This window comes from Streptomyces sp. NPDC000941 (assembly GCF_053599555.1).
In genome coordinates, this window is record NZ_JBSFMM010000176.1 from 1 (window position 1) to 23,603 (window position 23,603).

General features: G+C 70.8%; 24 protein-coding genes and 2 pseudogenes. 14 read left to right on the plus strand and 12 right to left on the minus strand.

Annotated features, from left to right (window positions below):
* The first annotated feature begins 356 nt into the window (after positions 1 to 356).
* On the plus strand, positions 357 to 1,319 hold the full coding sequence (locus ACWDSL_RS38910; RefSeq protein WP_450492684.1) for a zinc-binding dehydrogenase: 963 nt from the start codon (positions 357 to 359) through the stop codon (positions 1,317 to 1,319).
* 16 nt (positions 1,320 to 1,335) lie between these two features.
* Here the strand turns inward: ACWDSL_RS38910 and ACWDSL_RS38915 are convergent, their stop codons facing one another.
* From ACWDSL_RS38915 to ACWDSL_RS38930, 4 genes are all read right to left on the minus strand, one after another.
* Complete coding sequence (locus ACWDSL_RS38915) at positions 1,336 to 2,061, minus strand: antibiotic biosynthesis monooxygenase (protein ID WP_450492685.1); 726 nt, start codon at positions 2,059 to 2,061, stop codon at positions 1,336 to 1,338.
* A 122-nt stretch (positions 2,062 to 2,183) separates the two neighbouring features.
* On the minus strand, positions 2,184 to 3,065 hold the full coding sequence (locus ACWDSL_RS38920; RefSeq protein ID WP_450492686.1) for an SCO6745 family protein: 882 nt from the start codon (positions 3,063 to 3,065) through the stop codon (positions 2,184 to 2,186).
* Positions 3,066 to 3,167: 102 nt separating this feature from the next.
* Positions 3,168 to 4,277: a helix-turn-helix transcriptional regulator gene (locus tag ACWDSL_RS38925; RefSeq protein WP_450492687.1), complete on the minus strand. Its 1,110-nt coding sequence runs from the start codon at positions 4,275 to 4,277 to the stop codon at positions 3,168 to 3,170.
* The gene (locus tag ACWDSL_RS38930; RefSeq protein WP_450492688.1) at positions 4,277 to 5,152 is read right to left on the minus strand and encodes a DUF4097 family beta strand repeat-containing protein; all 876 of its coding nucleotides are present in this window, start codon (positions 5,150 to 5,152) and stop codon (positions 4,277 to 4,279) included. The genes ACWDSL_RS38925 and ACWDSL_RS38930 overlap by 1 nt, the downstream gene beginning before the upstream one ends.
* Positions 5,153 to 5,497: 345 nt before the next feature.
* On the opposite strand from ACWDSL_RS38930, the gene ACWDSL_RS38935 reads away from it, so the two are divergent.
* The 3 genes from ACWDSL_RS38935 to ACWDSL_RS38945 are packed head-to-tail and all read left to right on the plus strand — an operon-like array spanning position 5,498 to position 9,750.
* A complete protein-coding gene (locus ACWDSL_RS38935; RefSeq protein ID WP_450492689.1) occupies positions 5,498 to 8,317 on the plus strand; it encodes an AMP-binding protein in 2,820 nt (939 codons plus the stop codon).
* 39 nt (positions 8,318 to 8,356) lie between these two features.
* Positions 8,357 to 9,319 (plus strand): NAD-dependent epimerase/dehydratase family protein, encoded by a 963-nt coding sequence (locus tag ACWDSL_RS38940; RefSeq protein ID WP_450492690.1) that lies wholly within the window; start codon positions 8,357 to 8,359, stop codon positions 9,317 to 9,319.
* A gap of 32 nt (positions 9,320 to 9,351) precedes the next feature.
* A complete protein-coding gene (locus ACWDSL_RS38945) occupies positions 9,352 to 9,750 on the plus strand; it encodes a nuclear transport factor 2 family protein (RefSeq protein WP_450492691.1) in 399 nt (132 codons plus the stop codon).
* Between the two features lie 85 nt (positions 9,751 to 9,835).
* Here the strand turns inward: ACWDSL_RS38945 and ACWDSL_RS38950 are convergent, their stop codons facing one another.
* Complete coding sequence (locus ACWDSL_RS38950) at positions 9,836 to 10,456, minus strand: malonic semialdehyde reductase (RefSeq protein ID WP_450492692.1); 621 nt, start codon at positions 10,454 to 10,456, stop codon at positions 9,836 to 9,838.
* Positions 10,457 to 10,595: 139 nt separating this feature from the next.
* Between ACWDSL_RS38950 and ACWDSL_RS38955 the strand changes: the two genes are divergently transcribed.
* The 3 genes from ACWDSL_RS38955 to ACWDSL_RS38965 all read left to right on the plus strand — a co-directional run bounded on the left by ACWDSL_RS38955 (position 10,596) and on the right by ACWDSL_RS38965 (position 14,519).
* Positions 10,596 to 11,276 (plus strand): TetR/AcrR family transcriptional regulator, encoded by a 681-nt coding sequence (locus ACWDSL_RS38955; protein WP_450492693.1) that lies wholly within the window; start codon positions 10,596 to 10,598, stop codon positions 11,274 to 11,276.
* A gap of 23 nt (positions 11,277 to 11,299) precedes the next feature.
* On the plus strand, positions 11,300 to 12,115 hold the full coding sequence (locus ACWDSL_RS38960; RefSeq protein WP_450492694.1) for an AfsR/SARP family transcriptional regulator: 816 nt from the start codon (positions 11,300 to 11,302) through the stop codon (positions 12,113 to 12,115).
* A 235-nt stretch (positions 12,116 to 12,350) separates the two neighbouring features.
* The gene (locus ACWDSL_RS38965; RefSeq protein ID WP_450492695.1) at positions 12,351 to 14,519 is read left to right on the plus strand and encodes a hypothetical protein; all 2,169 of its coding nucleotides are present in this window, start codon (positions 12,351 to 12,353) and stop codon (positions 14,517 to 14,519) included.
* Here the strand turns inward: ACWDSL_RS38965 and ACWDSL_RS38970 are convergent.
* Complete coding sequence (locus ACWDSL_RS38970; protein ID WP_450492706.1) at positions 14,507 to 14,938, minus strand: TetR family transcriptional regulator C-terminal domain-containing protein; 432 nt, start codon at positions 14,936 to 14,938, stop codon at positions 14,507 to 14,509. The two genes, ACWDSL_RS38965 and ACWDSL_RS38970, sit on opposite strands and share 13 nt — an antisense overlap.
* Before the next feature lie 11 nt (positions 14,939 to 14,949).
* Between ACWDSL_RS38970 and ACWDSL_RS38975 the strand changes: the two are divergent.
* Positions 14,950 to 15,189 (plus strand): annotated as a pseudogene (locus tag ACWDSL_RS38975) (SDR family oxidoreductase); the annotation flags it as partial.
* 29 nt (positions 15,190 to 15,218) lie between these two features.
* On the opposite strand, the gene ACWDSL_RS38980 reads toward ACWDSL_RS38975, so the two are convergent.
* Complete coding sequence (locus ACWDSL_RS38980; protein ID WP_450492696.1) at positions 15,219 to 15,407, minus strand: DUF6104 family protein; 189 nt, start codon at positions 15,405 to 15,407, stop codon at positions 15,219 to 15,221.
* Between the two features lie 146 nt (positions 15,408 to 15,553).
* Here ACWDSL_RS38980 and ACWDSL_RS38985 point away from each other — a divergent pair, with 146 nt between their 5' ends.
* Positions 15,554 to 16,615 (plus strand): methyltransferase domain-containing protein, encoded by a 1,062-nt coding sequence (locus ACWDSL_RS38985; RefSeq protein ID WP_450492697.1) that lies wholly within the window; start codon positions 15,554 to 15,556, stop codon positions 16,613 to 16,615.
* Between the two features lie 77 nt (positions 16,616 to 16,692).
* A complete protein-coding gene (locus ACWDSL_RS38990; protein WP_450492698.1) occupies positions 16,693 to 17,685 on the plus strand; it encodes a helix-turn-helix transcriptional regulator in 993 nt (330 codons plus the stop codon).
* A 16-nt stretch (positions 17,686 to 17,701) separates the two neighbouring features.
* Here the strand turns inward: ACWDSL_RS38990 and ACWDSL_RS38995 are convergent, their stop codons facing one another.
* The 3 genes from ACWDSL_RS38995 to ACWDSL_RS39005 form a co-directional block, all read right to left on the minus strand.
* Positions 17,702 to 18,325, minus strand: a complete 624-nt coding sequence (locus ACWDSL_RS38995) for a hypothetical protein (RefSeq protein WP_450492699.1) — start codon at positions 18,323 to 18,325, stop codon at positions 17,702 to 17,704.
* A gap of 164 nt (positions 18,326 to 18,489) precedes the next feature.
* Positions 18,490 to 19,293: an NAD-dependent epimerase/dehydratase family protein gene (locus tag ACWDSL_RS39000; RefSeq protein WP_450492700.1), complete on the minus strand. Its 804-nt coding sequence runs from the start codon at positions 19,291 to 19,293 to the stop codon at positions 18,490 to 18,492.
* Complete coding sequence (locus ACWDSL_RS39005; protein WP_450492701.1) at positions 19,293 to 19,664, minus strand: DUF6204 family protein; 372 nt, start codon at positions 19,662 to 19,664, stop codon at positions 19,293 to 19,295. Before ACWDSL_RS39005 ends, ACWDSL_RS39000 begins: the two co-directional genes overlap by 1 nt.
* Positions 19,665 to 19,728: 64 nt before the next feature.
* On the opposite strand from ACWDSL_RS39005, the gene ACWDSL_RS39010 reads away from it, so the two are divergent.
* The 3 genes from ACWDSL_RS39010 to ACWDSL_RS39020 all read left to right on the plus strand — a co-directional run bounded on the left by ACWDSL_RS39010 (position 19,729) and on the right by ACWDSL_RS39020 (position 21,923).
* Positions 19,729 to 20,577, plus strand: a complete 849-nt coding sequence (locus tag ACWDSL_RS39010) for a nucleotidyltransferase domain-containing protein (RefSeq protein ID WP_450492702.1) — start codon at positions 19,729 to 19,731, stop codon at positions 20,575 to 20,577.
* A 100-nt stretch (positions 20,578 to 20,677) separates the two neighbouring features.
* A complete protein-coding gene (locus tag ACWDSL_RS39015; protein WP_450492703.1) occupies positions 20,678 to 21,394 on the plus strand; it encodes a VOC family protein in 717 nt (238 codons plus the stop codon).
* Positions 21,395 to 21,512: 118 nt separating this feature from the next.
* Positions 21,513 to 21,923 (plus strand): RidA family protein, encoded by a 411-nt coding sequence (locus ACWDSL_RS39020; RefSeq protein ID WP_450492704.1) that lies wholly within the window; start codon positions 21,513 to 21,515, stop codon positions 21,921 to 21,923.
* Positions 21,924 to 22,028: 105 nt separating this feature from the next.
* On the opposite strand, the gene ACWDSL_RS39025 is transcribed toward ACWDSL_RS39020, so the two are convergent.
* Positions 22,029 to 22,400 carry a ClpX C4-type zinc finger protein gene (locus tag ACWDSL_RS39025; protein ID WP_089511167.1) on the minus strand — a complete coding sequence of 124 codons (372 nt, stop codon included), beginning with the start codon at positions 22,398 to 22,400 and terminating at the stop codon, positions 22,029 to 22,031.
* Positions 22,401 to 22,461: 61 nt separating this feature from the next.
* Positions 22,462 to 23,169 (minus strand): annotated as a pseudogene (locus ACWDSL_RS39030) (alpha/beta fold hydrolase); the annotation flags it as partial.
* Between the two features lie 120 nt (positions 23,170 to 23,289).
* On the opposite strand from ACWDSL_RS39030, the gene ACWDSL_RS39035 reads away from it, so the two are divergent.
* The gene (locus tag ACWDSL_RS39035; protein ID WP_450492705.1) at positions 23,290 to 23,427 is read left to right on the plus strand and encodes a hypothetical protein; all 138 of its coding nucleotides are present in this window, start codon (positions 23,290 to 23,292) and stop codon (positions 23,425 to 23,427) included.
* Positions 23,428 to 23,603 lie beyond the last annotated feature (176 nt).

Below are 23,603 nucleotides of genomic sequence, written 5' to 3' on the forward strand. Positions count from 1 at the left end.
GGCGGCCCCACCGGCCCCATGCCGACCGGGGCGCCCTCGGCGAGGGGCGGCGTGGGGCCTGCGCCACGGGGTAGCCCGCCGCGCGGACCGCTGCCGCCCGCTGAGGCGGCGGCCAGGGGCGCCGTGCCGGTCTCCCGCCGCTCGCCCGCCGCGCTGGTGTGGCCGGACTCGACGGCCGCCGTCCAAGTCGCCCGCGCTGACGGCCGCGCCGGTCGGCGGCGGCGCCCGCCTCGGGCCGGTCGCGATGCGGGCGGTCGCGAAGTGCAGGGCTGGGTGGCCCCCGGGCGCGGGCGCGCGGCGCGTGTCACATCGTGGTGTGGTTCCGTCGCTCGGCCGGCGCGCCTATGGTCGGGATCATGTTCGCTGCCTACGCCGCACGTATCGACCGCGACCAGCCGCTCAACGGCCTCGAACTGGGCGAGCGCCCCGGGCCCGAGACGCGCCCCGGATGGTCGACCGTCACCGTCAAGGCCGCCTCGCTCAACCACCACGACCTGTGGTCGCTGCGCGGCGTCGGCCTCGGCGAGGAGTCCTTGCCGATGATCCTGGGCTGTGACGCGGCCGGGATCGACGAGGACGGCAATGAGGTCGTCGTCCACTCGGTCATCGGCCAGAGCGGGCACGGCGTCGGCCCCCGCGAGCCCCGTTCCATCCTCACCGAGCGCTACCAGGGCACCTTCGCGGAGAAGGTCGCCGTCCCCACCTGGAATCTGCTGCCCAAGCCCAAGGAGCTCTCCTTCGAGGAGGCCGCCTGCCTGCCGACGGCCTGGCTGACCGCCTACCGCATGCTCTTCACCAACGCGGGCGTGCGCCCCGGCGACAGCGTCCTCGTCCAGGGCGCGGGCGGCGGCGTGGCCACCGCGGCGATCGTGCTGGGCGCGGCGGCCGGGCTGCGGGTGCTGGCCACCAGCCGCGACGAGGCCAAGCGCAAGCGCGCGGTCGACCTGGGCGCCGAGGGCGCGTACGAGCCGGGGGAGCGGCTGCCGCGGCGCGTGGACGCGGTGATCGAGACGGTGGGCGCGGCGACCTGGTCGCACTCCATCAAGTCCCTCAAGCCCGGCGGCACCCTCGTCATCTCGGGCGCGACCAGCGGGCCCAGCCCCAAGTCCGCGGAGCTCAACCGGATCTTCTTCCTGGAGCTGAAGGTCGTCGGCTCCACGATGGGCAGCAAGGAGGAGCTGGAGGACCTGCTGAGCTTCTGCGCGGCGCGCGGGGTGCGGCCGGTCATCGACTCGGTGCTGCCGCTGGACCGGGCCCGCGAGGGGTTCGAGAAGATGGCGGGCGGGGACCTTTTCGGGAAGGTTGTGCTGACGGTCTGAGGCTGCTTTTACGGCTTTACGGTCGTACGAAGCTTCGTTCGAAGCCGTAGCGCTTGATCTTGCTTCCTCGGAAGCCCGGGAAGTTTCGGATCCGCTCCCACTCAGGGGTCACCGAGCCGACGCCCGGGGCGGCTGACGCGATGGCCGCGTCGTACGCCTCCTCACTCGTCCACTGGGCGTAGTTGAGCGCCCGGGTGCGGTCGTTGGCCAGATGGCGGGCGCCGTCGACGATCAGGTGGAAGTCGGCGGAGATGAGGTCCGGACTCGGGTCGGGGTCCGTCTCCAGGGCCTCGATGACCAGGTCGATCCACTGGCGCCGCAGGTCCGGGTCGTCGAAGTCGAGCTCGATGACGGCGATGCACCCGGGCACTCGCGGATCGTTCTCCGTCCGGGTGTCGAAGCCGCGGTAGCGGCGGTAGTTGGCGATGCCGTTGCGCCTGATCCCCGGAACGGCGGCGTCGATCTGGTCGACCCGCTCCTGGCGCTGGGTGCGGACGAACGCGTGGTACGCCTCCTCGCTCGTCCGCTGGGCGTGGTGCATCAGCGTGTCGCCGTCCGTTCCCACGTAGAGGTTCTGCGACAGCAGCTGCGGGCTCGGCCAGGGGCGGGAGTCCCAGGCGGCGGCAATGGCGTCCGCCGTCGCCCGCTGCCGCTCGGGCGTGCCGACGCTCCAGGTGGAGAACAGGGCGGCGCCGACGTCGGGGCGCGTGAGGTCGGGGAGGGGGTTGGGGGCGCCGGGCATGGGGGCTCCTTCAGGTTCGCGGGCGGGGGGCTGGCGGGGGCTGCTCCGCCTCCGTCAGCCCCCGCCCGCGATCCTGATACCTCAACTACGGTTGAGGTCAAGGGCGTTCGCCAGGCGTATGGCTACGCGTACGCGACCTGGACCGCGGCGATACCCAGCGTGCTCTGGGCCGGCAGCATGCCCGCCTCGAACACCGCCGCGAGCAGCGGATGCACCAGCTCCGCCAGGCGCTCGGCCCGCTCGGCGCCCAGCGCGCGCCAGGGCGCCGCGGCCAGTTCGTCCGTCTGCCGCTCGATCGCGTCGCGGCCCTGACGGCCGCGCTCGGTGGCGTTCCCGTCCGCGTCGAGCCAGCCGCGCTCGGCCAGCCGGCCGGCCGCGGCGCTCCACTCCTCCGCGGTCCAGCCGCGGCCGTCGAAGTTCTCCTTCGGGGCGGCGCCGACTCCCGCGAAGGACACCAGCGCCTCGCACGGGTCGAGACCGGCGGTGAGCAGCGCGGCCAGATGGCCGTCTCCGCGCTGCTCCCGCAGCACCATGGTGGCCTGCCACAGGGCCAGATGGGGTTCGTCGGACCAGCCGAGGTCGCGGTTGGCGGCGGCGAGGGGGCGGGCGGCCAGGGGCGCGGCCTCGGCCGCCTCCTTGGCCAGGGCCGCGGCCTCGGCGATGTCCTGCCCGCCGACCCGGTCGCCGAGCAGCGCGCGGAACGTACGGTCGACCGCGCGCAGCCGCGCCGCCACCACCTTGTCGGGGGCGGCCGTGGCCCAGACGGCGGGGACGTACTCGGCTATCGTGCGCGGGCTGAAGCTGTAGAAGGTGGCCGTCACCAGCTCGGGGCCGACCGCGCCCAGCGGGGCGGCCCGCCACGCGAAGTAGCTGGGCCAGCGGGACTCGACGTCGTAGCCGAGCGCCGCGGCCTCCTCGTACGCCTGCGGGGCGAAGTAGAGGCTGGCGTGCACCGGTTCCAGCTGGTGCCACATGCGGCGGGCGAGGGCTTGGTACTGCGTCACTTTTACCTCTTCGGATGAGACTCGGACGAGAACCTGGCGAGGCGGCGGAAGTGGGGGGAAGCCGAGGGCGAAGGATAGCCAGCGCATGGGGAGGGCGGGGGCCTATTCCTTCACCTGTTCCCGCAGCAGTGCCGTGATCTGCGCCGCGGTCGCCGCGAGCCGCCGCCGGGCCTCGGCCGCGTGGGCGGCGCTCACGCCGTGGTCGCGGGCCGTGTCGCGGACGTCGTCACGGAAGCGGTCCAGGAGCCGGTCCAGATCGCGGGCGGGGTCGCCGGACGGGGTGAAGTCCCGGGCCCATTCCGGCTCGTGCCCTGCCCGCTCCGGCTCATGCCTTGCGGCCTTGGGCGCGCCCTCCTTGGGCGCGCCCTCCTTGGGCGCGTGCTCGGCCGCCGCCTTGGGCGCGTCCGCGCGCTCGACGACGTACTCCGCCTCGGCGTGCTCCGCGGCCCCCGCGCCCGGCCGTGAGATACGCCCTATGCCGCGCGACACCTCGGCCAGCCCCTCGCGTACGGCGCTCTGCCAGTCGCCCGTCCTCAGGTGTTCCTGCGTCTGCTCCTGCAGCCGCCGGGCCATCCGCTGGACCTCCTCGCGCGCCAGGTCCTGGGCGTCCTTCGCCTGCTGCCGGGCGCGCTGGGCGTCCTGCCGGGCGCGGCGGCTCTCCTCCTTGGCCCGGCGCGCCTGCTCCTTCCACTCGTCCTTGGCGCGCCGCATCTCCTCCTTCGCCAGCCGCCACGCCTCCTTGTCCCCCCACGGGCCCTCCCACGACCCGCGCTTCCCGCCCTTCCCGTCCTTGCCGCCCTTCGTGTCGGAGGTGTTGCCCGAGGTACGGGCCTGCTGCGCCGCCTCCCGCATCTCGCGCCGCAGATCGCTGGCGGAGCCGCGTACGTCCTCCCGGATCTCGGCGGCGAGCTCGGCGACGGACTCGCGGATCTCGACCTCCAGGTCGGCCAGCTCGCCGCCGCGGTCGGCCAGTTCGGCACGGCCGGCGTCGGTGATGGAGTAGACCTTGCGGCCGCCCTCGGTGGTGTGGGTGACCAGGCCCTCGGCCTCCAGCTTGGCCAGGCGCGGGTACACGGTGCCGGCGGAGGGCGCGTACAGGCCCTGGAAGCGCTCCTCCAGCAGGCGGATGACCTCGTAGCCGTGGCGCGGTGCCTCGTCGAGCAGCTTGAGGAGGTAGAGCCGTAGCCGGCCGTGGGCGAAGACGGGGGCCATCAGAGGACCTTTCCTTCGGGGTGGTCAGGGCCTTGCGCGGGGGCGTCCTCTTCGGTGGGCGGGCGGCGCAGCAGCGCTATCGCGCCCGTGACGGTGGTGGCCTTGAGCCGGCCGCTGCCCGCGCCGAGCCGGCCGGATACGCGCTTGGCCCCCCACTGGCCGGTGACCCGCAGATCCTCGAAGGCGTTGGAGACCGCTCCGCTCGTGGTGTGCGCCTCGACCTCGGCGTCGGCGGGGTGCGGCAGCCGGATCGCGATCTCGCCGGACACGCTGTTGAGGGCGATGTCCGCGCCGCCCGAGGTGGTCGTGACGGCGAGGTCGAGCACGATGTCGCCGCTGACCGTGTCCGCGTGGACGGACGGGCCCGAGCCCTCGATGACGGTCAGGTCGCCGTTGACGGAGTTGAAGCGCAGCCGCCCGGTGACGGCCTGGGCTTCGACCCGCCCCGAGACGGTGTCGGCGTGGACCGGGCCGGTCAGCCCGAGCAGGGTGATGTCGCCGGTGACGCCGTGCACATCGGTGCGGCCGGTGAGCCCGGAGACGACGGCTCCGGCGCCGACGGCCCCGACCGAGGCGCTGGTGTCGGTGGGCACGGCGAGGGTGAGATGGACCGTACGGTTCCAGCCCTTGTGGTCGAGCCACTTGCGCCAGCCCTTCCACGGCACGTCGTCGTAGCCGACCTTCAGCGCGCCGTCCTCGTGGGTGACGGTCAGCGGCGGGCCGTCGATTTCCGTGAGCTCCAGGCGGGCGGGGCCGGTGTCGGTCCCGACGACGTTGATGGTGCCGCCCACGACGCGCACCTGGAGGGTGGATACGAGGTCGTCGAAGGTGAGGTTCTGTGGTTCGGTCAACGACCACTTGGACTGGCCTGACATCCCTGACATCCCTGGCCTCCCCTGGCTGGGCACTGGCGGGACCCCTGACCGGACCCCGCGGCAGACGCGACGCAACATATCGCGTCTTCTACTAGACACGATATATCGCGGATCCGGGGAGTCAAGTGGCGACCTCAGGCATGCCGGGGTGGCTGATTCGGCGCGGGCGGTCGTCGGCCGGGATTCGCTAGAGCGCCGCTAGAGCCTGACTGGAGAGTCATGGAGTGCGAATGTTCGAGGCTGTTACCTTCAGGGCCTCGGAATCGGGGGGGAAGGGTCAAATGGGTCATGTCAAGACAGTCCTTGAAATACTCAACGCCCGAAGACGTCCAGGAACTGCGTTCCGTGACCCAGCTGCTGGTCAGGGCAGCGGTGGAGTACCCCTATTCGGGGGTAGGTTACTTGCCCGACGGCGCGGAGGGCGAATCCATACGCCAGCCCTATTCTGAACTTCTCGATTCCGCGCTCCGATTGCTCACCGGCCTGCGGTCCCGTGGGCTGAGGGCCGGTGACAAGGTCGCGCTGCTGCTGGATGACCAGCGGGAATTTCTCTCCGTTTTCTGGGCCTGTCTGCTGGGCGGGTTCGTCCCCTGCCCCATGGCGCCGGTGCCGGGCGACCCCGCCCGCTGGGCCGCGCAGCTCGCCCATGTCGACCGGCTGCTCGACCGTCCGCTGCTGGTCACCACCGAGGCGACGCGCGCCGAGCTGCCCGATGTGCCGGGGCTCGCCGTGGCCCCGGTGGAAGGGCTCGGCGGCGGTGAACCCGCGCCGGACATCCACCGGGCCGCGCCGGAAGACCTCGCCCTGCTGGTGCTGACTTCCGGCTCCACCGGAAATTCCAAAGCCGTGATGCTCTCCCATGGAAACCTTCTGGCATCCATGGCAGGGAAGTCGGACAAGCAGCAGCTCACTGCCGCCGACACCACCTTCAACTGGATTTCCTACGACCATGTCGCGGCGCTTCTGGAAGCGCATCTGCTGCCGCTTTACGTGGGCGCGAACCAATTGCACGCCCCGGCCTCCGTCATCCTCGAGGAGCCGCAGCGGTTCCTGCGCATCATCTCCCGTCACAAGGTGACGATGACCTTCACCCCGAATTTCCTCCTCGGCCCGCTTAATTCCGCGGCCCATGAATTCGCGGAGGAGGTGGTGCCGGGCGGGGAGGTCAGGGAAGGCGGGGAGGGCCGGGGCGGCGGGGAGCGGCTTGATCTGAGCGCGCTGCGCCACATCGTGAGCGGCGGCGAGGCCAATGTCGTCGCCACCGGTGAGGCGTTTCTCGCCAACTACGCCCCGTACGGCCTGCGGCGGTCCGCGCTGTGGCCCGCCTTCGGCATGACCGAGACGTGCGCCGGCAGCATCTACAACCGCGACTTCCCGCAGGTCGACGCGGGCCAGGAGTTCGCCAACCTCGGCACGCCCGTCAAGGCGCTGACCATCCGGGTGGCCGACGACGAGCATCGCGCGCTGCCCGCGGGCGAAGTGGGGGAGTTGCAGCTCAGCGGCCCGATGATCACAACGGGCTACTACAACAACGAGGAGGCCACCCGCGAGGCATTCACCCCCGACGGCTGGTTCCGCAGCGGCGATCTGGGCCGTATCGACGACGGCCGGCTCACCCTGGTCGGGCGCAGCAAGGACAGCATCATCGTCAATGGCGTCAACTACTTCAGTCATGAGATGGAGGCGGCGCTCGAGCAGCTGGACGGCGTGGCCGGCGGCTATGTCGCGGCCTTCCCGACCCGGCGGCCGGGCAGCGACACCGAGCAGCTGGTGATCGCGGTCAGCCCCGAGGCGTTCAACCCCGAGGTGTTCAACCCCGAGGTGGCCAGCCCCGAGGTGGCCAGCCCCGAGGCGGGCCTGTACCGGCTGCTCACCGCCGTGCGCTCCACCGTGGTGATGCACTGGGGGTTCCGGCCCTCCCTCATCCTGCCGCTGCCCAAGGAGGCGTTCCCCAAGACCAGCCTGGGCAAGACGCTGCGCCGGCGGATGCGCATCCGCCTGGAGTCCGGCGGCTTCGACGACGTCATCGCGCGCGTCGCCGAGCTGACCACCCGCAGGCTCGGCGGGTACACCGCGCCGGACGGCGAGACCGAGCGGGTGCTCGCCGAGATCTATGCCGAGATGTTCGACATGGCCCCGGACGAGGTCAGCGTCACCGCGAGCTTCTTCGACCTCGGCGGGACCTCGCTGGACATCCTGCGGCTGCGCCGCCAGGTGGGCCGCCGCCTGGGCATCGTGGATCTGCCGATCATCACCGTGCTCACCGCCCCCTCCGTGCGCGCCCTCGCCGCCCGGCTCGGCGAGGGCGGCTCGGCGGCGGCTGTGGCGTACGACCCGGTGGTGCCGCTGCAGGCCGCGGGCGACAAGACGCCGCTGTTCTGTGTGCACCCGGGCGTCGGCGAGGTGCTGGTCTTCGTCAACCTCGCCAAGTACTTCGTCGGTGACCGGCCCTTCCACGCCCTGCGCGCCCGGGGGTTCAACGAGGGCGAGCGGCCCTTCGCGAGCTTCGAGGAGATGGTCGCCACGTACGTCGAGGCCATCCGCGCCACCCAGCCGCACGGCCCGTACGCCGTCGCCGGCTACTCGTACGGCGGCGCCGTGGCCTTCGAGATCGCCAAGGAGCTGGAGGCGCAGGGCGAGCGCGTCGACTTCGTCGGAAGCTTCAACCTCCCGCCGCATATCAAGTCCCGCATGGACGAGCTTGACTTCGTCGAAACCGCGGCCAACCTCGCGTTCTTCCTCGACCTGATCAACAAGAAGCAGTCCCTCGACCTCCCCGGGCAGCTGCGCGGGCTGCGCAAGGAGGAGCAGCTGGCGCACTTCCTCACGATCGCCCCGCAGGGCCGGCTGGCCGAGCTCGATCTGGACCTGGACAAGTTCACGGCCTGGGCCGAGCTGGCCAACGGGCTCACCGACCTCGGCCGCGGCTATACGCCCACCGGCACCACCCGTTCGATGACGGTCTTCTACGCCATCCCGCTGCGCGGCACCAAGGAGGACTGGCTCAACAACGAGCTGCGCAGGTGGGACGAGCACACTACCGAGGCCAACCGCTATATCGACGTGCCCGGCGAGCACTACACCCTGATGGGGCCCCAGCACGTCGCGACCTTCCAGGCCATCCTGCGCAGGGAACTCGACCGCGCGCTGGGCGACGGCGAGTAATGAGCGCGCGATTAGCGCAGGCAAGAGGAGAAGAGCACGTTGAAAGGCAAGAAGATCCTGGTCACGGGCGGCAGCGGACAGGTCGGCCGCCCGGTGGCCGAGGCGCTGGCCGAGCACAACGAGGTCTGGTGCCTGGGCCGGTTCGCCACCCCGGGCGTCGAGGAGGAGCTGAGAGCCCGCGGGATCAGGACGTACCACTGGGACATGAACGACCTCGGCGGCGCCGCGTACGACGGGCTCCCCGACGACTTCACGCACGTCATCCACTCGGCGGTGCGGCGCGGCGAGGACGGTGACTTCAACGCCGCGATCGAGGTCAACTCCGTCGCCTGCGGCCGGCTGATGACCCACTGCCGCGGCGCGGAGGCGTTCCTGTACGTCTCCACGGGCGCGCTCTACAAGCGACAGACCCTGGATCACCCGTACGCCGAGGACGACCCGGTCGACGGGGTCGCCGACTGGCTGCCCGCCTACCCCGTGGGCAAGATCGCCGCCGAGGGCGCCGTACGGGCCTTCGCGAGCGTGCTGAACCTGCCGACCACCATCGCCCGGCTCAACATCGCGTACGGGCCCGGGGGCTACGGCGGGGTGCCGATGCTCTACTTCAAGCGGATGCTGGCCGGTGAGCCGATACCGGTGCCGCTGGAGGGCCAGAACTGGTGCTCGCTGCTGCACACCGACGACCTGGTCGGCCAGGTGCCCGAGCTGTGGGCCGCCGCGTCCGTGCCCGCCACGCTGGTCAACTGGGGCGGTGACGAGCCGGTGGGCATGACGGACTGTGTGCGCTACCTCGAAGAGCTCACCGGCGTCGAGGCCAAGCTGGTGCCCAGCGAGGTCACCCGGGAGACCTACCAGTTCGACCCGGCGCGGCGCCTGGAGCTCACCGGCCCCTGCCGGGTGCCGTGGCGCGAGGGCGTACGGCAGACCCTCGAGGCGCTGTACCCCGACCACGTGAAGCCGCGCCCGGACGCTTCCGCCGCCCCCGCCGCGCCCGCCGCCTGAACCGAGAAGACACCGAGGAGATGCGAACAACCGTGGCGTCACAGAACATCGAGGCCATCCGGGCGTGCTACGCGGGCTTCCGCGACCGGGACGTCGAGGGGATCCTCTCGGGGATGCATCCGGACGTGGAGTGGGTCCACCCGGGCGGGATGGCCAAGTACGGCCTCGGCGGCACCAAGCTGGGCCATGCCGGGGTCAAGGAATTCCTGGCCCATGTCCCGACCGTGCTCGGCGGGATGAAGCTCAGCCCTCAGGAGTTCATCGAGCAGGGGGACCGGGTCGTCGTCCTGGGTACCCGCGAGGTGACCTCGCGTACGGGCACCACCGCGACCTTGGACTTCGTCCACTCCTGGACGATGCGGGACGGCAGAGCGACGAGGATGGAGGACATCTTCGACACCGTCGCGTTCCATGAGCTGATCGAGAGCTGAGCTCCAAGAAGTTCCAAGAAGCACAAAGACGACCGCCTGTGCCCCGCCGTCGGGGCACAGGCGGTCTGTTCATGAGGCGGCCCGGTCAGACGGTCGTGACGACCTCGTCGTACTCCAGGCGCGGCAGCCGGCCCATCCAGGCGTCGGGCCCCGGCATGCCGATGTTGACGACGCACACCGCCCGGTGCCGGCCGTCCTCGAAGAACTCCTTGGACACGGCCTCGTGGTCGAAGCCGATCATCGGCCCGGCGGCAAGCCCGGCCGCGCGTACGCCCAGGATGAAGTAGCCCACCTGCAGCGCGGCGTTGAACCGAGCAGAGGACTCGCGGAGGTTCGGCTCAGCGAAGACGTCCTGCGGGTTCTCCATGAACGGCACCAGCTTGGGCAGCTCCTCGTGGAAGTCCAGGTCGGCCGCGAGGACCGCGACCAGCGGCGCCTTCCCCGTCTTCTCCTGGTTGCGCCCCGTCATATGGGACACGAGGCGGGCGCGGGCCTCCTCGGAGCGCACCAGGACCACGCGCAGCGGCTGCTGGTTCATCGAGGTGGGGGCGAACTTGACCAGTTCATAGATGGCGCGGACCTGTTCGTCCGTGACCGGCTCGTCGGTGAACGTGTTGGCCGTACGGGCCTCCAGGAACAGCTGGTTCTGCGCCTCGGGCGCCAGGGTGAGGTGGCGCAGGGCGTCGCTGTTCTCCGGTGCGCTCATGGAGCTCTCTCCTCGTGGGGCGTGGGGTCGTAATTTTTTGGACTGGACCGACTAGTCCAGTGAAGTGATGGAAGGCTAGACTCGCAAGTCCATCCGGGGCAAGTGCGCATCGGAGCCGGTGAGTCAGGAGGACGGAGCCTTGCGGACGGACAGCGCGCCGCGGCCACGCGGCGCCGTGGGCCGGCCGGCGGGCCCTCAGCCCGCCAAGCGGCAGGCCATATTGGAGGCGGCTGTCGCCGTCTTCCTGCGCGAGGGATACACCCGGGCGAGCGTGGACGTCATAGCCGACGAGGCCCATGTGTCCAAGCAGACCGTCTACAACCACTTCGGGGACAAGCAGCGGCTGTTCCTCGCGGCCGTCGAGAACGAACGGGAGCGGGTGGCCGCCCGCTTCACCCCCGACCTCACTCCTGACCTCGCCGACGAACCCAAAAACGAGGGTGCGGGCGCGGCGGACGCCGAGACGGCCCTGGTCTCCTTCGGCCACCGGGTGCTCCAGGTGCTGCTCGACGAGCGCGCCTCCGCGCTGCGCCGCCTGGTCATCTCCGAGGTGGCCCGCCATCCCTCGCTCCGCCCGGCCTGCGCGGACGGCGAGCCCCGGCAGCTCGTGACGTACCTCGTCGACCTGCTCACCCGCCGCACCGAGCGCGGCGAGCTGAGCGTCGACGACCCGGCCACCGTCGCCCGCCAGTTCGTCGCCCTGCTCGTCCAGCAGGGCCTGCACCAGTCGATGTACGGCACCCGCCCGCTGCCCGGGCACGAAGCCGCGGCCATCTGTGAGAGGGCCGCCGACCTGTTCGTACGCGCGTACCGCAGGTGATGTGTGAGGAGGTGGCTCCACCCATGCATGTGAGCGTCCTCGGACCGCTGACGCTGCGCCACGGCGACCAGTCGGCGGTGCCCAGCGCGATGAAGCCGCGCAAGGTCCTGTCCCTGCTGCTGCTCAACGACGGCCGGATGGTGCCCGTACAGTCCCTGATGACCGAGCTGTGGGGCGAGCGGCCGCCGCGCACCGGGCTGACCACGCTCCAGACGTACGTCCTGCACCTGCGCAAGCTGCTCGTCCAGGCGCTCGGCGTCCCGTCGGCCGCGGTCGCCCGGGACGTGCTGCAGACCAGGCCCGGCGGCTACGCCCTGGCGCTGCGCTACGGCCAGCTCGACGTCCACCGCTACCGCGACCGGGTCGCCGAGGGCGAACACGCGCTGGAGGCAGGCGACGAGCGGGCCGCCGATACGGCCTTCCGGCGGGCCCTGTCGGTCTGGCAGGGCCCGGCCCTGGTCGACGTCGCGCCGCACGGACGCCCCCTGCAGGCCGAGGTCGCCCGGCTCGAACAGTCCCGGCTCACGGTCACCGAGCGCAGCATCGAGACCCGGCTGCGGCTCGGTGGCCACCAGGAGGCGCTGAGCGATCTGGCCTCGCTCGTCGTCGAGCACCGCTTCCACGAGGGCATGCACGGTCACTACATGCTCGCCCTCCACCGCTCCGGTCAGCGCACCCGCGCCCTCGCGGTCTACCAGCGGCTGCGCCTGGCCATGACGGAGGAGCTGGGAATCGAGCCGTCGGCGAAGCTGCAGCGCCTCCAGCAGGCGGTGCTGGCGTCCGACCCCCGGCTGGACTACGAGGCGGGGGCACCGGGGCGGGGCCCGGTGGTGGCGTAACGATCGCTGCCGTCGCCGACCGCCTCAGATCGTCCTCAAGCTTTTGAGCTTTGAACAAGGTATGTACGCAGCGCTGCTAGCTTCGTAGGGTGCAATCGCCGAATATGGCGTTCCACTTGATGACTGGTCACGGGGGAATCATGCCGTTCGTCCCGCTTGCTCCATGCCCGCAAGACACGCAGTTCCCGTCTCGCGCCTCGGAAATCCGCTGAGAAGATCCGCTGAAGGGGAACTCGTGCTCACGTACCACCAGGTCATGACCATCGACCTGTCGCTCCTCGAGTCGGCCGCCACCAAATGGGACGAGGCCGCCAAGAAGTTCGAAGCGGTCCAGAAGATCTACGACAGCAAGGTCAAATCGGTCGGGCTCGACGGGACCTGGAATGGTGCGTCACATCTGGTCGCGCGCCCCAATATGCAGCTGACCGACGAGCAGTTCACCGCGGCGCCCAAGGAGGCCCGCGCCGTCGCCTCGATCCTGCGGGACGCGCACAGCCAGTTCGTCGAGTTGCGCGGGAAGGTGAAGTCGGCGGTCGCGGACGCCGTGAAGGCCGGTATGAAGGTCTCGGACGCCGGTGTCGCGAGCTATGACTACTCGAAGGCCACTGCCTCCGCGGCCAATGCCGCGCACCACGAGCCCGGGATGCGCGACGTCGAGCGGACGTGGACCCGGCATATCGAGGCGGCGGTCAAGGCGGTCGACGACGCCGACCGGGGGGTGAAGCTCGCGCTCAAGGCGGCCGTGGCGGATCCCGATCTCGTCGACGGCGCGGTCGATGGGTTCAATGGCGCGGCGGAAGGCGATATCGAGAAGGTCGAGGCCAAGGAGGCCAAGGACCTCGCGACCAAGCTCAACTCCGGCGATGAGCTCGACAAAACGGAGATGGCCGAGTTTCAGCGGCTGTTCCGGGACAACCGGCACGACAAGGCGTTCAGCCAGACGTTCCTGGACAGTATGGGCCCCAAGGCCACCATCGAACTGAACAACAAGTTCAACAGCCTCGCCAAGGATGACGACAAGGACGCCAAGAAGGCCTTCACCGCCCTCCAGGAAGGCGTCGCCACTTCCCTGGCCACCGCCACCAAGTCGCCCTCCGACCCCTTCTACAAGAAGTGGCAGGAGGGGCTGCGCAAGGTCGGCACCGAGAATTTCGGGCGTCCGGGGGAGAGCCTTTACGGCTACCAGTCGTTCCTCAACCTCATGACGCACGGCAAGGGTTACGGGAAGAAGTTCCTGGTCGACATCGGAAACGATCTCATCGCCGTGGAGAAAAAGGACGGGACGGACAAGTGGCAGAAGGGCGAGGGCCACAGCCTCAAATCCACCGATCCGCTCGATGATCTGCTCGGCATCATGGGCAAGCAGCCCGACGTCGCCAAGGCATTCCTCGACCCGGGCGCGCACGGCGAGAACGACCGCTTGAAGTATCTGCTGCAGGACCGCGACTGGCCCAAGATAGTGATGCAGACCCCGGACGGCGACATCTACTACCGGGACGACCCCGACAGCCGTACGGGCCTGGGGCCCGCGCTCGAAGCGGCGGCCACCGGAAACGTCCCCGGCACGGATCACGTCCTCGGGTATCACACCGACGCCGAGGCCCGCGTCATGCACGACACCCTCACGCTCCTGGACGACGGCCGTAAGGGGGCCGGTCTGCACCCGAATCTGCGGGACAACCTGGCCGGCATGCTCGTCGACTACACCCCCGAAACCCACGAGATCCTGACCCGTACGGGTCCGTACGCGGACAAGGACGGGGTGTGGAACGACGGCACGAGCGATCCCAAGGACGCCCATATGTCCGTCCCCAGGGAGACCCTGACCCGCATCATGCGCGGGGTGGCGGAGGACGGTAAGGCGTTCGGCGAGATGTACGACGCCGAGGGCTTCTACTCCGCCGGGACCCTGACCAAGGCGGACTTCGACAGCCCCAATGAACGCGCCGCGGCCATCGAAGGGGCGTCCTCCGTCTTCGGTTTCTACGACGGAATCAGCTCCGATATCGCCCGCGACAAGAAGGACGACGCCGTCTCCTGGGCCAACCACGCCCAGACGTCCGAATTCGTCGTCACTGGCGGTATACAGGCCGCCGCCAGTGCCGGTGCCTCGCTCGCCGGCAAGGGCCCGGCGACCGGGTTCGTCACGGACGCCGTCTACCGCGTTCTCTACGCGGGCGTCTACGACTGGAAGGAAGACCAGATCGCCCAGGCGGGGCAGGCGGCTGCGCAGGAGACGGAGTATCACTTCACCACCGGCCAGAAGCAGGTGAACCATCTCGTCGCGGGCTGGGCCAAGGAGAACGGCTACGGCCTCGACACAGGGCTGTCACGGCACCTCGTCGGCTCCGGGCAGGAGCGTTACGACAGCGCGCGGTCGGAAGCGCTCATCTATCTGGACTGATCAGCCGGGGGCTGTCCGGACCCGACCTCGACCTCCGGCCCGGCCCCGGATTCGGCGCGCTCCCATGGCAGTCGGTCGAGGGCCAGGTCGACCAGGCGCTCCAGAGCGGTGCGGTCGGCGCCGTACGCGGCCTGGACGGCCATGCCCTCGGTGAGGGCGAGAACGTACCGCGCGGCGTCCTTCGGATCGACGCCGACGGGGAGGTCGCCGGACAGCCGGGCCCGTTCGAAGCGCTCGGTGAGCATGAGCTCGCCCGCCTGGCGCCGAGTGCACACATCGGCCTTCACCTCGCTCGCGGCGTCCCCGGTGACGAGCGCTCCGTGGACGAGCAGGCATCCGGCCGGGGTGGCCGCCCCGGTCATGGCCCGGGCCGCGCTCCTGAGCCACCGGCTGACGACCTCGCGGACGGTGCCGGCCAGGCTTCACTCGCGAGCTGGCCCGCGACGTCGCCGCCCGCGGGGTCACCGTCAACAACGTCCAGCCCGGTCCGGTGGACACCGACATGAACCCGGCCTACGGGCCGTGGGCGGCGTCCGCCCTCCCGCACCTCGCGGTGGGCCGGTACGGCACGGCCGACGAGGTGGCCGGCCTCGTCGCCTATCTGGCGGGGCCGGACGCCGGTTACGTCACGGGCGCCACGATCAACGTCGACGGCGGCTATACGGCCTGAGCGGTCGGGTGGGCTGCGCGACTGCTCGGCTAGTCGTCTTCGTCTTCGTCTTCGTCGTCGAGCCGGGCCAGCCAGGTCGCAAGCCGCTCCACCGGGACCTCGAAGTCCGGGTTCAGGTCCACGAATGTGCGCAGCTGCTCGGCGAGCCACTCGAAGGTGATCTCCTCCTCGCCGCGCCGCTTCTCCAGTTCCTCGATGCCGCGGTCGGTGAAGTACAAGGGGTCGCTCCGGATCGGGTTGAGGGGTGTACGGGCCCAGGATAGGGCGGCCCGGGCCCGGTTCCGGCGAATGCTACGCATCGCGTAGTACGCGGCGCGTATCATGGCTGCGAAGCCTGCCCTGTTCGCCGGAGACGAGGAGCCTCATGCGTACCAACGACGCCCAGATGCTGGTGCTCTGCACCCTGGCCGATGGACCCCTGCACGGCTACGCCATCAACGCGGCCATCGAGAAACTGTCGGGCGAACGCCTCGGCCCCGGCAGCCTCTACGGAGCCCTGACGCGCCTGGAGGACAAGGAGCTGATCGAGCCCCTGGCCGGGGAGGGCCGCCAGCGCCCGGTGCGGCTGACGGCCAAGGGGCGCGAGGTGCTGGAGCGGGAGTTGCGGTCCCTGGCCGAGGTCACGGACCGGATGTTCGAGGCGGCGGTGCCCGACCGGATCGGCTATCTCGACCGGCTGGCCGGGACCGACGTCGGCCGCTCGTACAAGCGGCTCGTGCTCGACGCGCTCGACATCCGCCCCGGCCAGACCGTGCTCGACATGGGCTGCGGCCCCGGCACCGATCTGGCGGCCCTCGCCGAGGCGGTCACCCCGTCCGGGGCGGTGATCGGCATCGACACCGACCCGGAGATGGTGGACCGGGCGCGCGGGCGTACGGCGGACCTCCCCGCCGTGGACGTACGGCTCGCCGACGCCCACGACCTCCCCCTCGCCGACGCGAGCGTCGCCGCCGCCCGCACCGACCGCACCCTCCAGCACGTCACGGACCCGGCCCAGGTCCTCGCCGAGGCGCGGCGCGTGCTGCGGCCGGGCGGGCGGCTGGTGATGGCCGAGCCCGACTGGGACTCGCTCGCCGTCGACCACCCCGACCCCGAGATCTCCCGCGCGTACACCCGCCACATCACCGACCGGATCGTCCGCAACGCCTTGATCGGCCGCCAACTGCCCCGGCTCGCGACGGAGGCCGGTTTCGCGGTGCCGACGGTCGTCCCGGTCACCTCGGTCTTCCGCGACGTACGGTCGGCCGACCGGATCCTCGGCTTCCAGCGCAACGCGGAGCGTGCGGCGGCGGCCGGGTACTTCAGCGAGGAGGCGGCGCGGCGTTTTCTCGACCACCTTGCCGAGGGGCCGTTCTTCGCGGCGGTGACGCTGTACGTGGTGGTGGCGGAGGTGGGGGAGGGGCCTTCGGCTCAGGTTCCGTCGTAGTGGATTCTGGGCGCACTATGGATCCTGGGCGGGGTATATGACAGATGGCGTCATATACGGCAGGAATTCTTGAAGCCATGAAATCCGACCGACTGCTCTCGATCATGCTGCTGTTGCAGACCCACGGACAGCTGCCCGCCGGCGTGCTGGCCGAGCGCATGGAGGTGTCGGTCCGCACGATCATGCGGGACGTCGAGGCGCTGTCGGCGGCCGGTGTGCCCGTCTACACCACGCGCGGGCCGCAGGGCGGTATCGCCCTGCTGCCCGGCTTCCGCACCGACGTCACCGGGCTGACCGCCGACGAGGCCCGCGCCCTGTTCGTACTGCTGGCCGGCCGCGCCCACGCCGATCTGGGCCTGGGGCAGGCCATCGGGTCCGCGCTGCGCAAGATCATGGCGGCCCTGCCCGCCCCGCACCGGCCGGATGCGGACCTGACCAGCCGCCGCATCCTGATCGACCCCGCCCGCTGGCGCGGCCGCCCGTCGCGCCCGGGCGCCGACCTGGCCGTACTCCAGCAGGCCGTGTTCACCGACCGGCGTCTGCGGCTGCGCTACCGGCACGGCCGCGACAGCCGCGTCCGCTCGTACACCCTCGATCCGTACGGGCTGGTCAGCAAGGCCGACGTCTGGTACCTCGTCGCCGACCACCGCGGCGAGCCCCAGCTCTTCCGGGCCGACCGCACCGTATCCGCCACCGTCCTCGACCAGCCCGCTCAGCGGCGCGACGGCCTGGAGCTGACCGACGTATGGAACACCCTCCGCCGCCGCATCGACGACATCCCCGCCCCTGTCGCCGTCACGGTCGGCGTCCGGCGGGAGATCCTGGCCAGATTCCTGCGCATCCACGAAGCCGATCTCGCGCCGGCCCCTGACGCCCCGCGGCCCGCCGCGGAAGCGGACGGCGGTGATCCGGAACGGCAGTTGGTCGAGCTGCGCTTCCGGTCGCTCGGCGCCGCCGAGGCGCTGCTGATGTTCGGCGCCGACGCGGAAGTCCTCGCCCCCGACGAACTCCGCCAGGCCCTGGCCCGTAAGGCGGCCGAGGCGGCCACCCTGTACGCGCGGCAGCAGTGATTCAGAAGTCCGGAATTCACAAGTCCCAGAAGTCCGGGATATCGTCCAGCCGGCTCAGAAAGCGTCCGGGCCACGAATACAGCGCGCCACCGAAGGTCAGATTGCGCGTGTAGACGCCCTCCATCAGGATCGCCAGCCCGATGTCCAGCCCGTCGCAGCCGCCCTCCCCCGCACCCGAGATGGCGTGCGGATGCCGCCACTCCGAGCGCGACATCGTGACGACGGCTCCCTCACGCCGCAGCTCATGCCGGAGCTTGCTGCCGAGCACCTGATAGCGGTATGAGCGCTCGGCGATCTCGATCCGCAGCGCCCGACCGCGCGCCGTCACCGCCAGGTGGCGGCGGCGCAGTCTGCCCGTCCACCCGTCGGCCGTCAGCGTCGTCCTGGCCAGGCGCGGCAGATCGCGGAACTCGATGCCGGTGAACGACATGGGGGGTACGCCGTGTCCCGACAACCAGGCGGTGACGGTTTCCCGGGAGAGGTCCTCCTCCGCCGGACACGCCAGCTCGACCGGCCCGAAACCGGGCACGGTCCCGGCCCAGGTGTGGGTGGCCCTCTTCCTGAGACGGCCTCGAGCCGAGCCCCGATGGGTGAGTTCGAACTGGATGCCGTGCTGGCCCGAGTGCCGGCCGGTGTTCATATGTCGCCCCCTCGACAGCTGTGCTGGTGAGACTACTTGCCGTGCCCTCATACGGCCGGTCGGGCACGGGTCAGCCCGCCGTGGCGGAAACGGAGTGGCGGAGCGCGGCGTCTCAGACCTCAACAGAGGGAGAGGGATACACCCAGCGAATGGTCTCGGTCAGGTCAGGGCCGGAGGTGTTCGAGGGTGAACTCCGGCAGGGCGTACGAACCGGCCTGGGGCGCGGCGGGGTCGGCCGGGCGGTCCGCGCCGGGGATGTCGCCGGCGTGGCGTTCCGCGTCGTCGACGGGGACGTAGTCCAGCACCGCCGGGTCGGGGAGCTCCCAGAAGCGGCGGGTGTTGCCGGAGACCGCGTACACCGTGGCGAAACGAGTCGACGCCGGGGCGGTCAGCGCGGCCCGGACGAAGCCGATGGCATCGCGCGGGCTCAGCCAGGTCGCCAGATGCCGGGGCTCGGTGGGCGCGGGCTCGAAACTGCCGATACGCAGGCACACCACGGACAGCCCGAACTTGTCCGCGTACAGCTGCCCAAGAGCCTCGACGGCCACCTTGCTCACCCCGTAAAGACCGTCGGGGCGGGCCGGCTCCCGCGGCCCGGTGAGATGCCCGGCCGGGTAGAAGCCCGTCGCGCGGTTGCTGCTCGCCAGCACCACCCGCTCGATCCCGGTGCGCCGCGCCGCTTCCAGGACGTGGTGCGTGCCGAGCACATTGGCTTCGAGCAGAGCCGGAAGCGGCGCCTCATCCGGCACACCGCCGAGATGAAGCACACGGTCGGCCCCCACGAGCGCCGCCTCCACGGCAGCCGCGTCCCGCAGATCGACGGTGTGCACCTCCTCGTTCCCGGCCTCCGGCCGAAGCGGCACCCGGTCGAGCAGCACCATCCGCTCCGCCTCGCCCCGCAGCGCCTCCCGCACCACGGACCCGATGTTCCCCGCGGCCCCCGTGACCGCCACCGTCCCCAGACCCACTACGCCTTCCTCGGGGCAGCGGCGCGAGCGGCCTCGCGGCGCTGCCGCTTGCCCAGGGGCGCCTGGGACAGATCCTCCGCGCTGGACTTGAGGTTCTTGAAGCCGTAGCCGCGCTCCGCCAGCCACGCCTTCGCCGCTTCCTCGGCACGCTCCGTCGCGTCCAGGATGTCCTCCTCGGCCTCCCCGGAGTCCTGGAAGCGGAAGGTGAAGGCGGGCCGGGCCGCGATGTCGTAGCTGAGATGCCCCTCCGGGGTGAACCCCGCGCGCAGTACGTCGTGCTCGGCGGCGCGGGCCAGGAGCTCGGACCGCTGGTCATTGCTCAATCCGTCGAACACACCGCGGACGGTGATACGGAACGTACGAGTGGCCATCCCGCGAGCCTATGCAGCGGGATCGGTGTGGCTCCACCGAGTTTTCGCGGCGGAGGATGGGCCGATGACGATCGGGAGTATCGGGAGTATCGGGATCGAGGACATGGCGGCGCGGCTGGTGGAGGTCCCGGGCGTGGTCGGCGTCATGCTCGGCGGAAGCCGGGCCCGGGGCGAGCACACGCCGGACTCGGACTGGGACCTGGGCGTGTACTACCGGGGCCCGCTGGATGTGGAGCGGCTGCGGGGGCTGGCGGCCGAGGTGGCCGGCGGGCCGGTGGAGGTCGCGGGCCCGGGCGGATGGGGGCCGTGGGTGAACGGCGGGGCGTGGCTGGACGTGGACGGGCAGGCCGTGGACTGGATCCTGCGGGACGTGGACCGCGTGCGGACGGTGTGGGAGGAGTGCCGCGCGGGGCGGTACGAGGTGGGGACGCAGGTCGGGCATCCGCTGGGGTTCTGGTCGCCTTGCTATGTGGGCGAGGTTGCCCTGGGGCGGGTGCTGGCCGATCCGGGCGGGGAACTGGGCGAGCTGCGGGCCGAGTCGGGGGCCGAGGCTGGATGCTATCCGGAGCCGCTGCGGGAGGCGCTGCCGGCGGGGGCGGTGTGGGAGGCGGGGTTCCTGGTCGCGAACGCCGCCAAGTCGGCCCGGCGCGGTGACGTGCTGCACGTCTCGCTGTGTGCGTCGCGGGCCGTTGGGCTGCTCGTCCAGGCGCTGTTCGCCCATCACCGCCGCTGGTGCCTCAACGAGAAGGGGGCGATGGCGGCGGTGGCGGGGATGCCGGACACGCCTGCCGGGTTCGTGGGGCGGGCGGCGGCGTTGCTGGGGGAATTGGGTGATGGGGCGGGGGAGTTGGGGGCGCGGGTGGCCCGGGCGGGGGCGTTGGTGGATGAGGTGCGGGCGGTGGTGGGCGGGTAGCGGACGTTGCCCCCGGGGCAGGCCGTATGCCTGTCGGCCTGTCGGCAATGACCTCTAGTCAAGTTTGACTAGAGGGGGGCGGCGGCCTACCGTCTGGCGCATGGTCGAGAAGATGATCCCCATCCTCCCCTGCCCGTCGATCCCCGAACTGGTGGAGTTCTACGAGCGCCTCGGCTTCGCCGTGGACCACCTGCAGACCCGCCCCAACCCATATGCGGCACTCAGCTACGGCAGCGACATCGAGCTGCAGTTCTTCGGCAACAAGTCGGTTGTCCCGGCCGAGTCCTGGTCCACCTGCTACGTCGCCACCGATCGCGTCGATGAGCTGTACGAGACCTTCCGGGCCCGGCTCAAGGCCTCCCTCGGCCGCATACCGACCCGTGGCATCCCGCGCATCGGGCAGCTGAAGGACACCTCGTACGGCATGCGGCAGTTCCTGCTGACCGACCCCGGCGGCAACTGCGTCCGCATCGGCCAGCCCACCGGCGCCTCCCTCGAACACGCCCCCGCACCGAAGGAGCCCTTCGCCCGCGCGGTGCACAACGCCTGGCTGATCGGCATCTCCAAGGAGGACCCCGCCCAAGCCGCCCGCATCCTCGACCGTGCCCTCACGAAAGAGACCCCGTCCGGCACCGCCGAGCACTACCGCGCCCTGATCCTGCGCGCCGACCTCGCCGCCCAACTCGACGACCCCGCCACGGCCCGTACCCATCTCGCCGACGCCGCCGCCCTCACGCTCACCGAAGCGGAGCGGACGGAACTGGCGGACGAGCTCTCGCGCGCGGCGGACCTCGCGGCCGACCTGGGGAAGATCTAACGCCGAGGCGCCAGGGGGCCACGGAAAAGAGAAGGGCGACGGAAAAGGGAAGGCGGGTTCCGGCGGGCCGCTGGCAGGATGTCCGCGTTCAACACTCGATACGAAAGGACCCGACGACGTGGCTCGTGCCATCACTCTGATCCGCTCCGCCTCCTTGTCCGATGTCGCCGAGTACGCCTACGCGGCTACGGCGCCCGCCGAGTCCCGCCTGATCTTCCTTGCCGGCGCGTGCCCACTGAACGACGACGGCTCGACGGCGGCGATCGGGGACTACGCGGGTCAGGCGTTGAAGGCCGTTGAGAACATGCGGACCGCTCTCGCTGCCTCCGGCGCGTCACTCCAGGACGTCATCAACACAAGGGTCCTCGTCGCATCGGCCCGGCAGGAGGATCTGGTGGCCGCCTGGGAGGTGGTCCGGGACGCGTTCGGTGACCATGACGTCCCCAGCACTCTGATGGGTGTCACCGTGCTCGGCTACAAGGACCAGCTCGTCGAGATCGAGGCCGTCGCCGCGGTGCTTGATTCTTGAGGGGGCCGAGGGGGCCGAGGGGGCCGAGGGGGTCGGAGGGGCCGAAGGGGGCCGATTCCCGGCTGAGGCGCTGTGGCCGCGGCTTGCCGAGGGGCAAGAAGCCGGTTAGTCCTCGCCGGAGAAACGCCCCCACGCGGACTGGCGGGTCATCCCCAGCGTCTCCCCGATGCGCGCCCAGGTCACTCCCAGCGCCCGTGCCTTGAGCACCCATTGAGTGAGGTTCCGCTCGACCTGCGCCCCCGCGGCTGCGATAAGCGGCAGACTCGCCAGCACCACCTCGGGGCTCGTCACCTGGTCCCACGGGGCGAGTTGCGGTCCGCCCTCCGCGGGCTTCCCCTCGATCACCGTCGAGCAGAGAGCCACGCACTCATCGCAGATGAACACGCCCGGTCCGGCCACGAGCGTCCCGACCTCGGTGTTCCGCTTCTGACAGAACGAGCACGCCGCTATCACGGACTCTTTCGCCGCGGGCGACATCCGATCACCTTCCCCTCCGTGTCAGGTACTTCCTGACGGTGTCAGGCGTGACCTTACGCCGTCAGGAAGTACCTGACAACTCCTCGCCGGCCAGGAACGGACGCAGCAGCGTGAGCAGGGCGCGCGGCCGGTGCAGCGGGATGATGTGGCCGCAGTCTTCGATGACGTGTCCGGTGAGATCGTCGGTGACCGGGCGGAGTTGGCGTTCCAGCGCAGCGCCGACGGGCCGGGCGCCCACCGCCATCGTCGGCACCGTCAGGCGGGCAGTGGTGACCGCCCGCTCGATCTGTACCGCGCTCTCGGGCAGGGCCCGGTAGTACGAGAACGCGCAGCTCAACGCGTGGCGGCCGGTGTATGCGCGGACGAAGGCGTCCCGGAGGGCAGGGCGCACCCCGTCGCCGAGCGTGCCGGCACGCAGAAACCAGTCGACGTACGCCGCCTCGTGGCCCTCCAGTACGGTCTCGGCGAGCCCGGGCATGGCGGAATGGAAGCCGAACCACCACGGCGGCCCGTCGGCGAGGAAGTCCTCGGCGCCGGGCAGCCTGCCCAGCAGGGACTCCATGACGACCAGGCGCCGGACGAGACCGGGGCGGGCGAGGGCGAGGAGGAAGGCCGGCGTGGTGCCCGCGTCGATGCCCACCACCGCGGCCGAGGACACGCCGAACGCGGTGAGCAGCGCCGCGGCGTCCTCGGCCAGGGTCCCCGCGTCGTACCCGGACGCGGCCCGGCTGCTCGCGCCGAACCCGCGCAGGTCCTGCACGATGACGCGGTCATGTGCATATGGTTTGAATTATGGGCAATAGATGCCGGATCGGGTGGTCGATCCGGCCGGTATTCACCCAACCGCCCCAGGGCTCGCGGCTGCAGACGATGGCTGTGGGGCTACCGCGTGTCCTCGGAAACCGGCGCGGTCACGGAGGAGTTGGGCAAGGTGATCGTCATGATCAAGGACAAGCTCGCGCCCCTGCAGTCCAGCCAGTTCCCGCCCTGCGATTGCCCACTGCACCGCGACCGTAACCGCCCCTGATACCGCTACTGAGGTTCTCGGCTCGGGTTAACTGCCGTGTGCAGTGGGCTCCGCTGCGCTCCGCCGCAGCTGCTGCCGCGCGGTGGCGAGCCGATCACGGCGGGCCGTACACCTTTGTGGTGAGTATGAGACAGCGGCACGCCGTAACGTCGGCGTGTCGCTGTCTCATACTCACC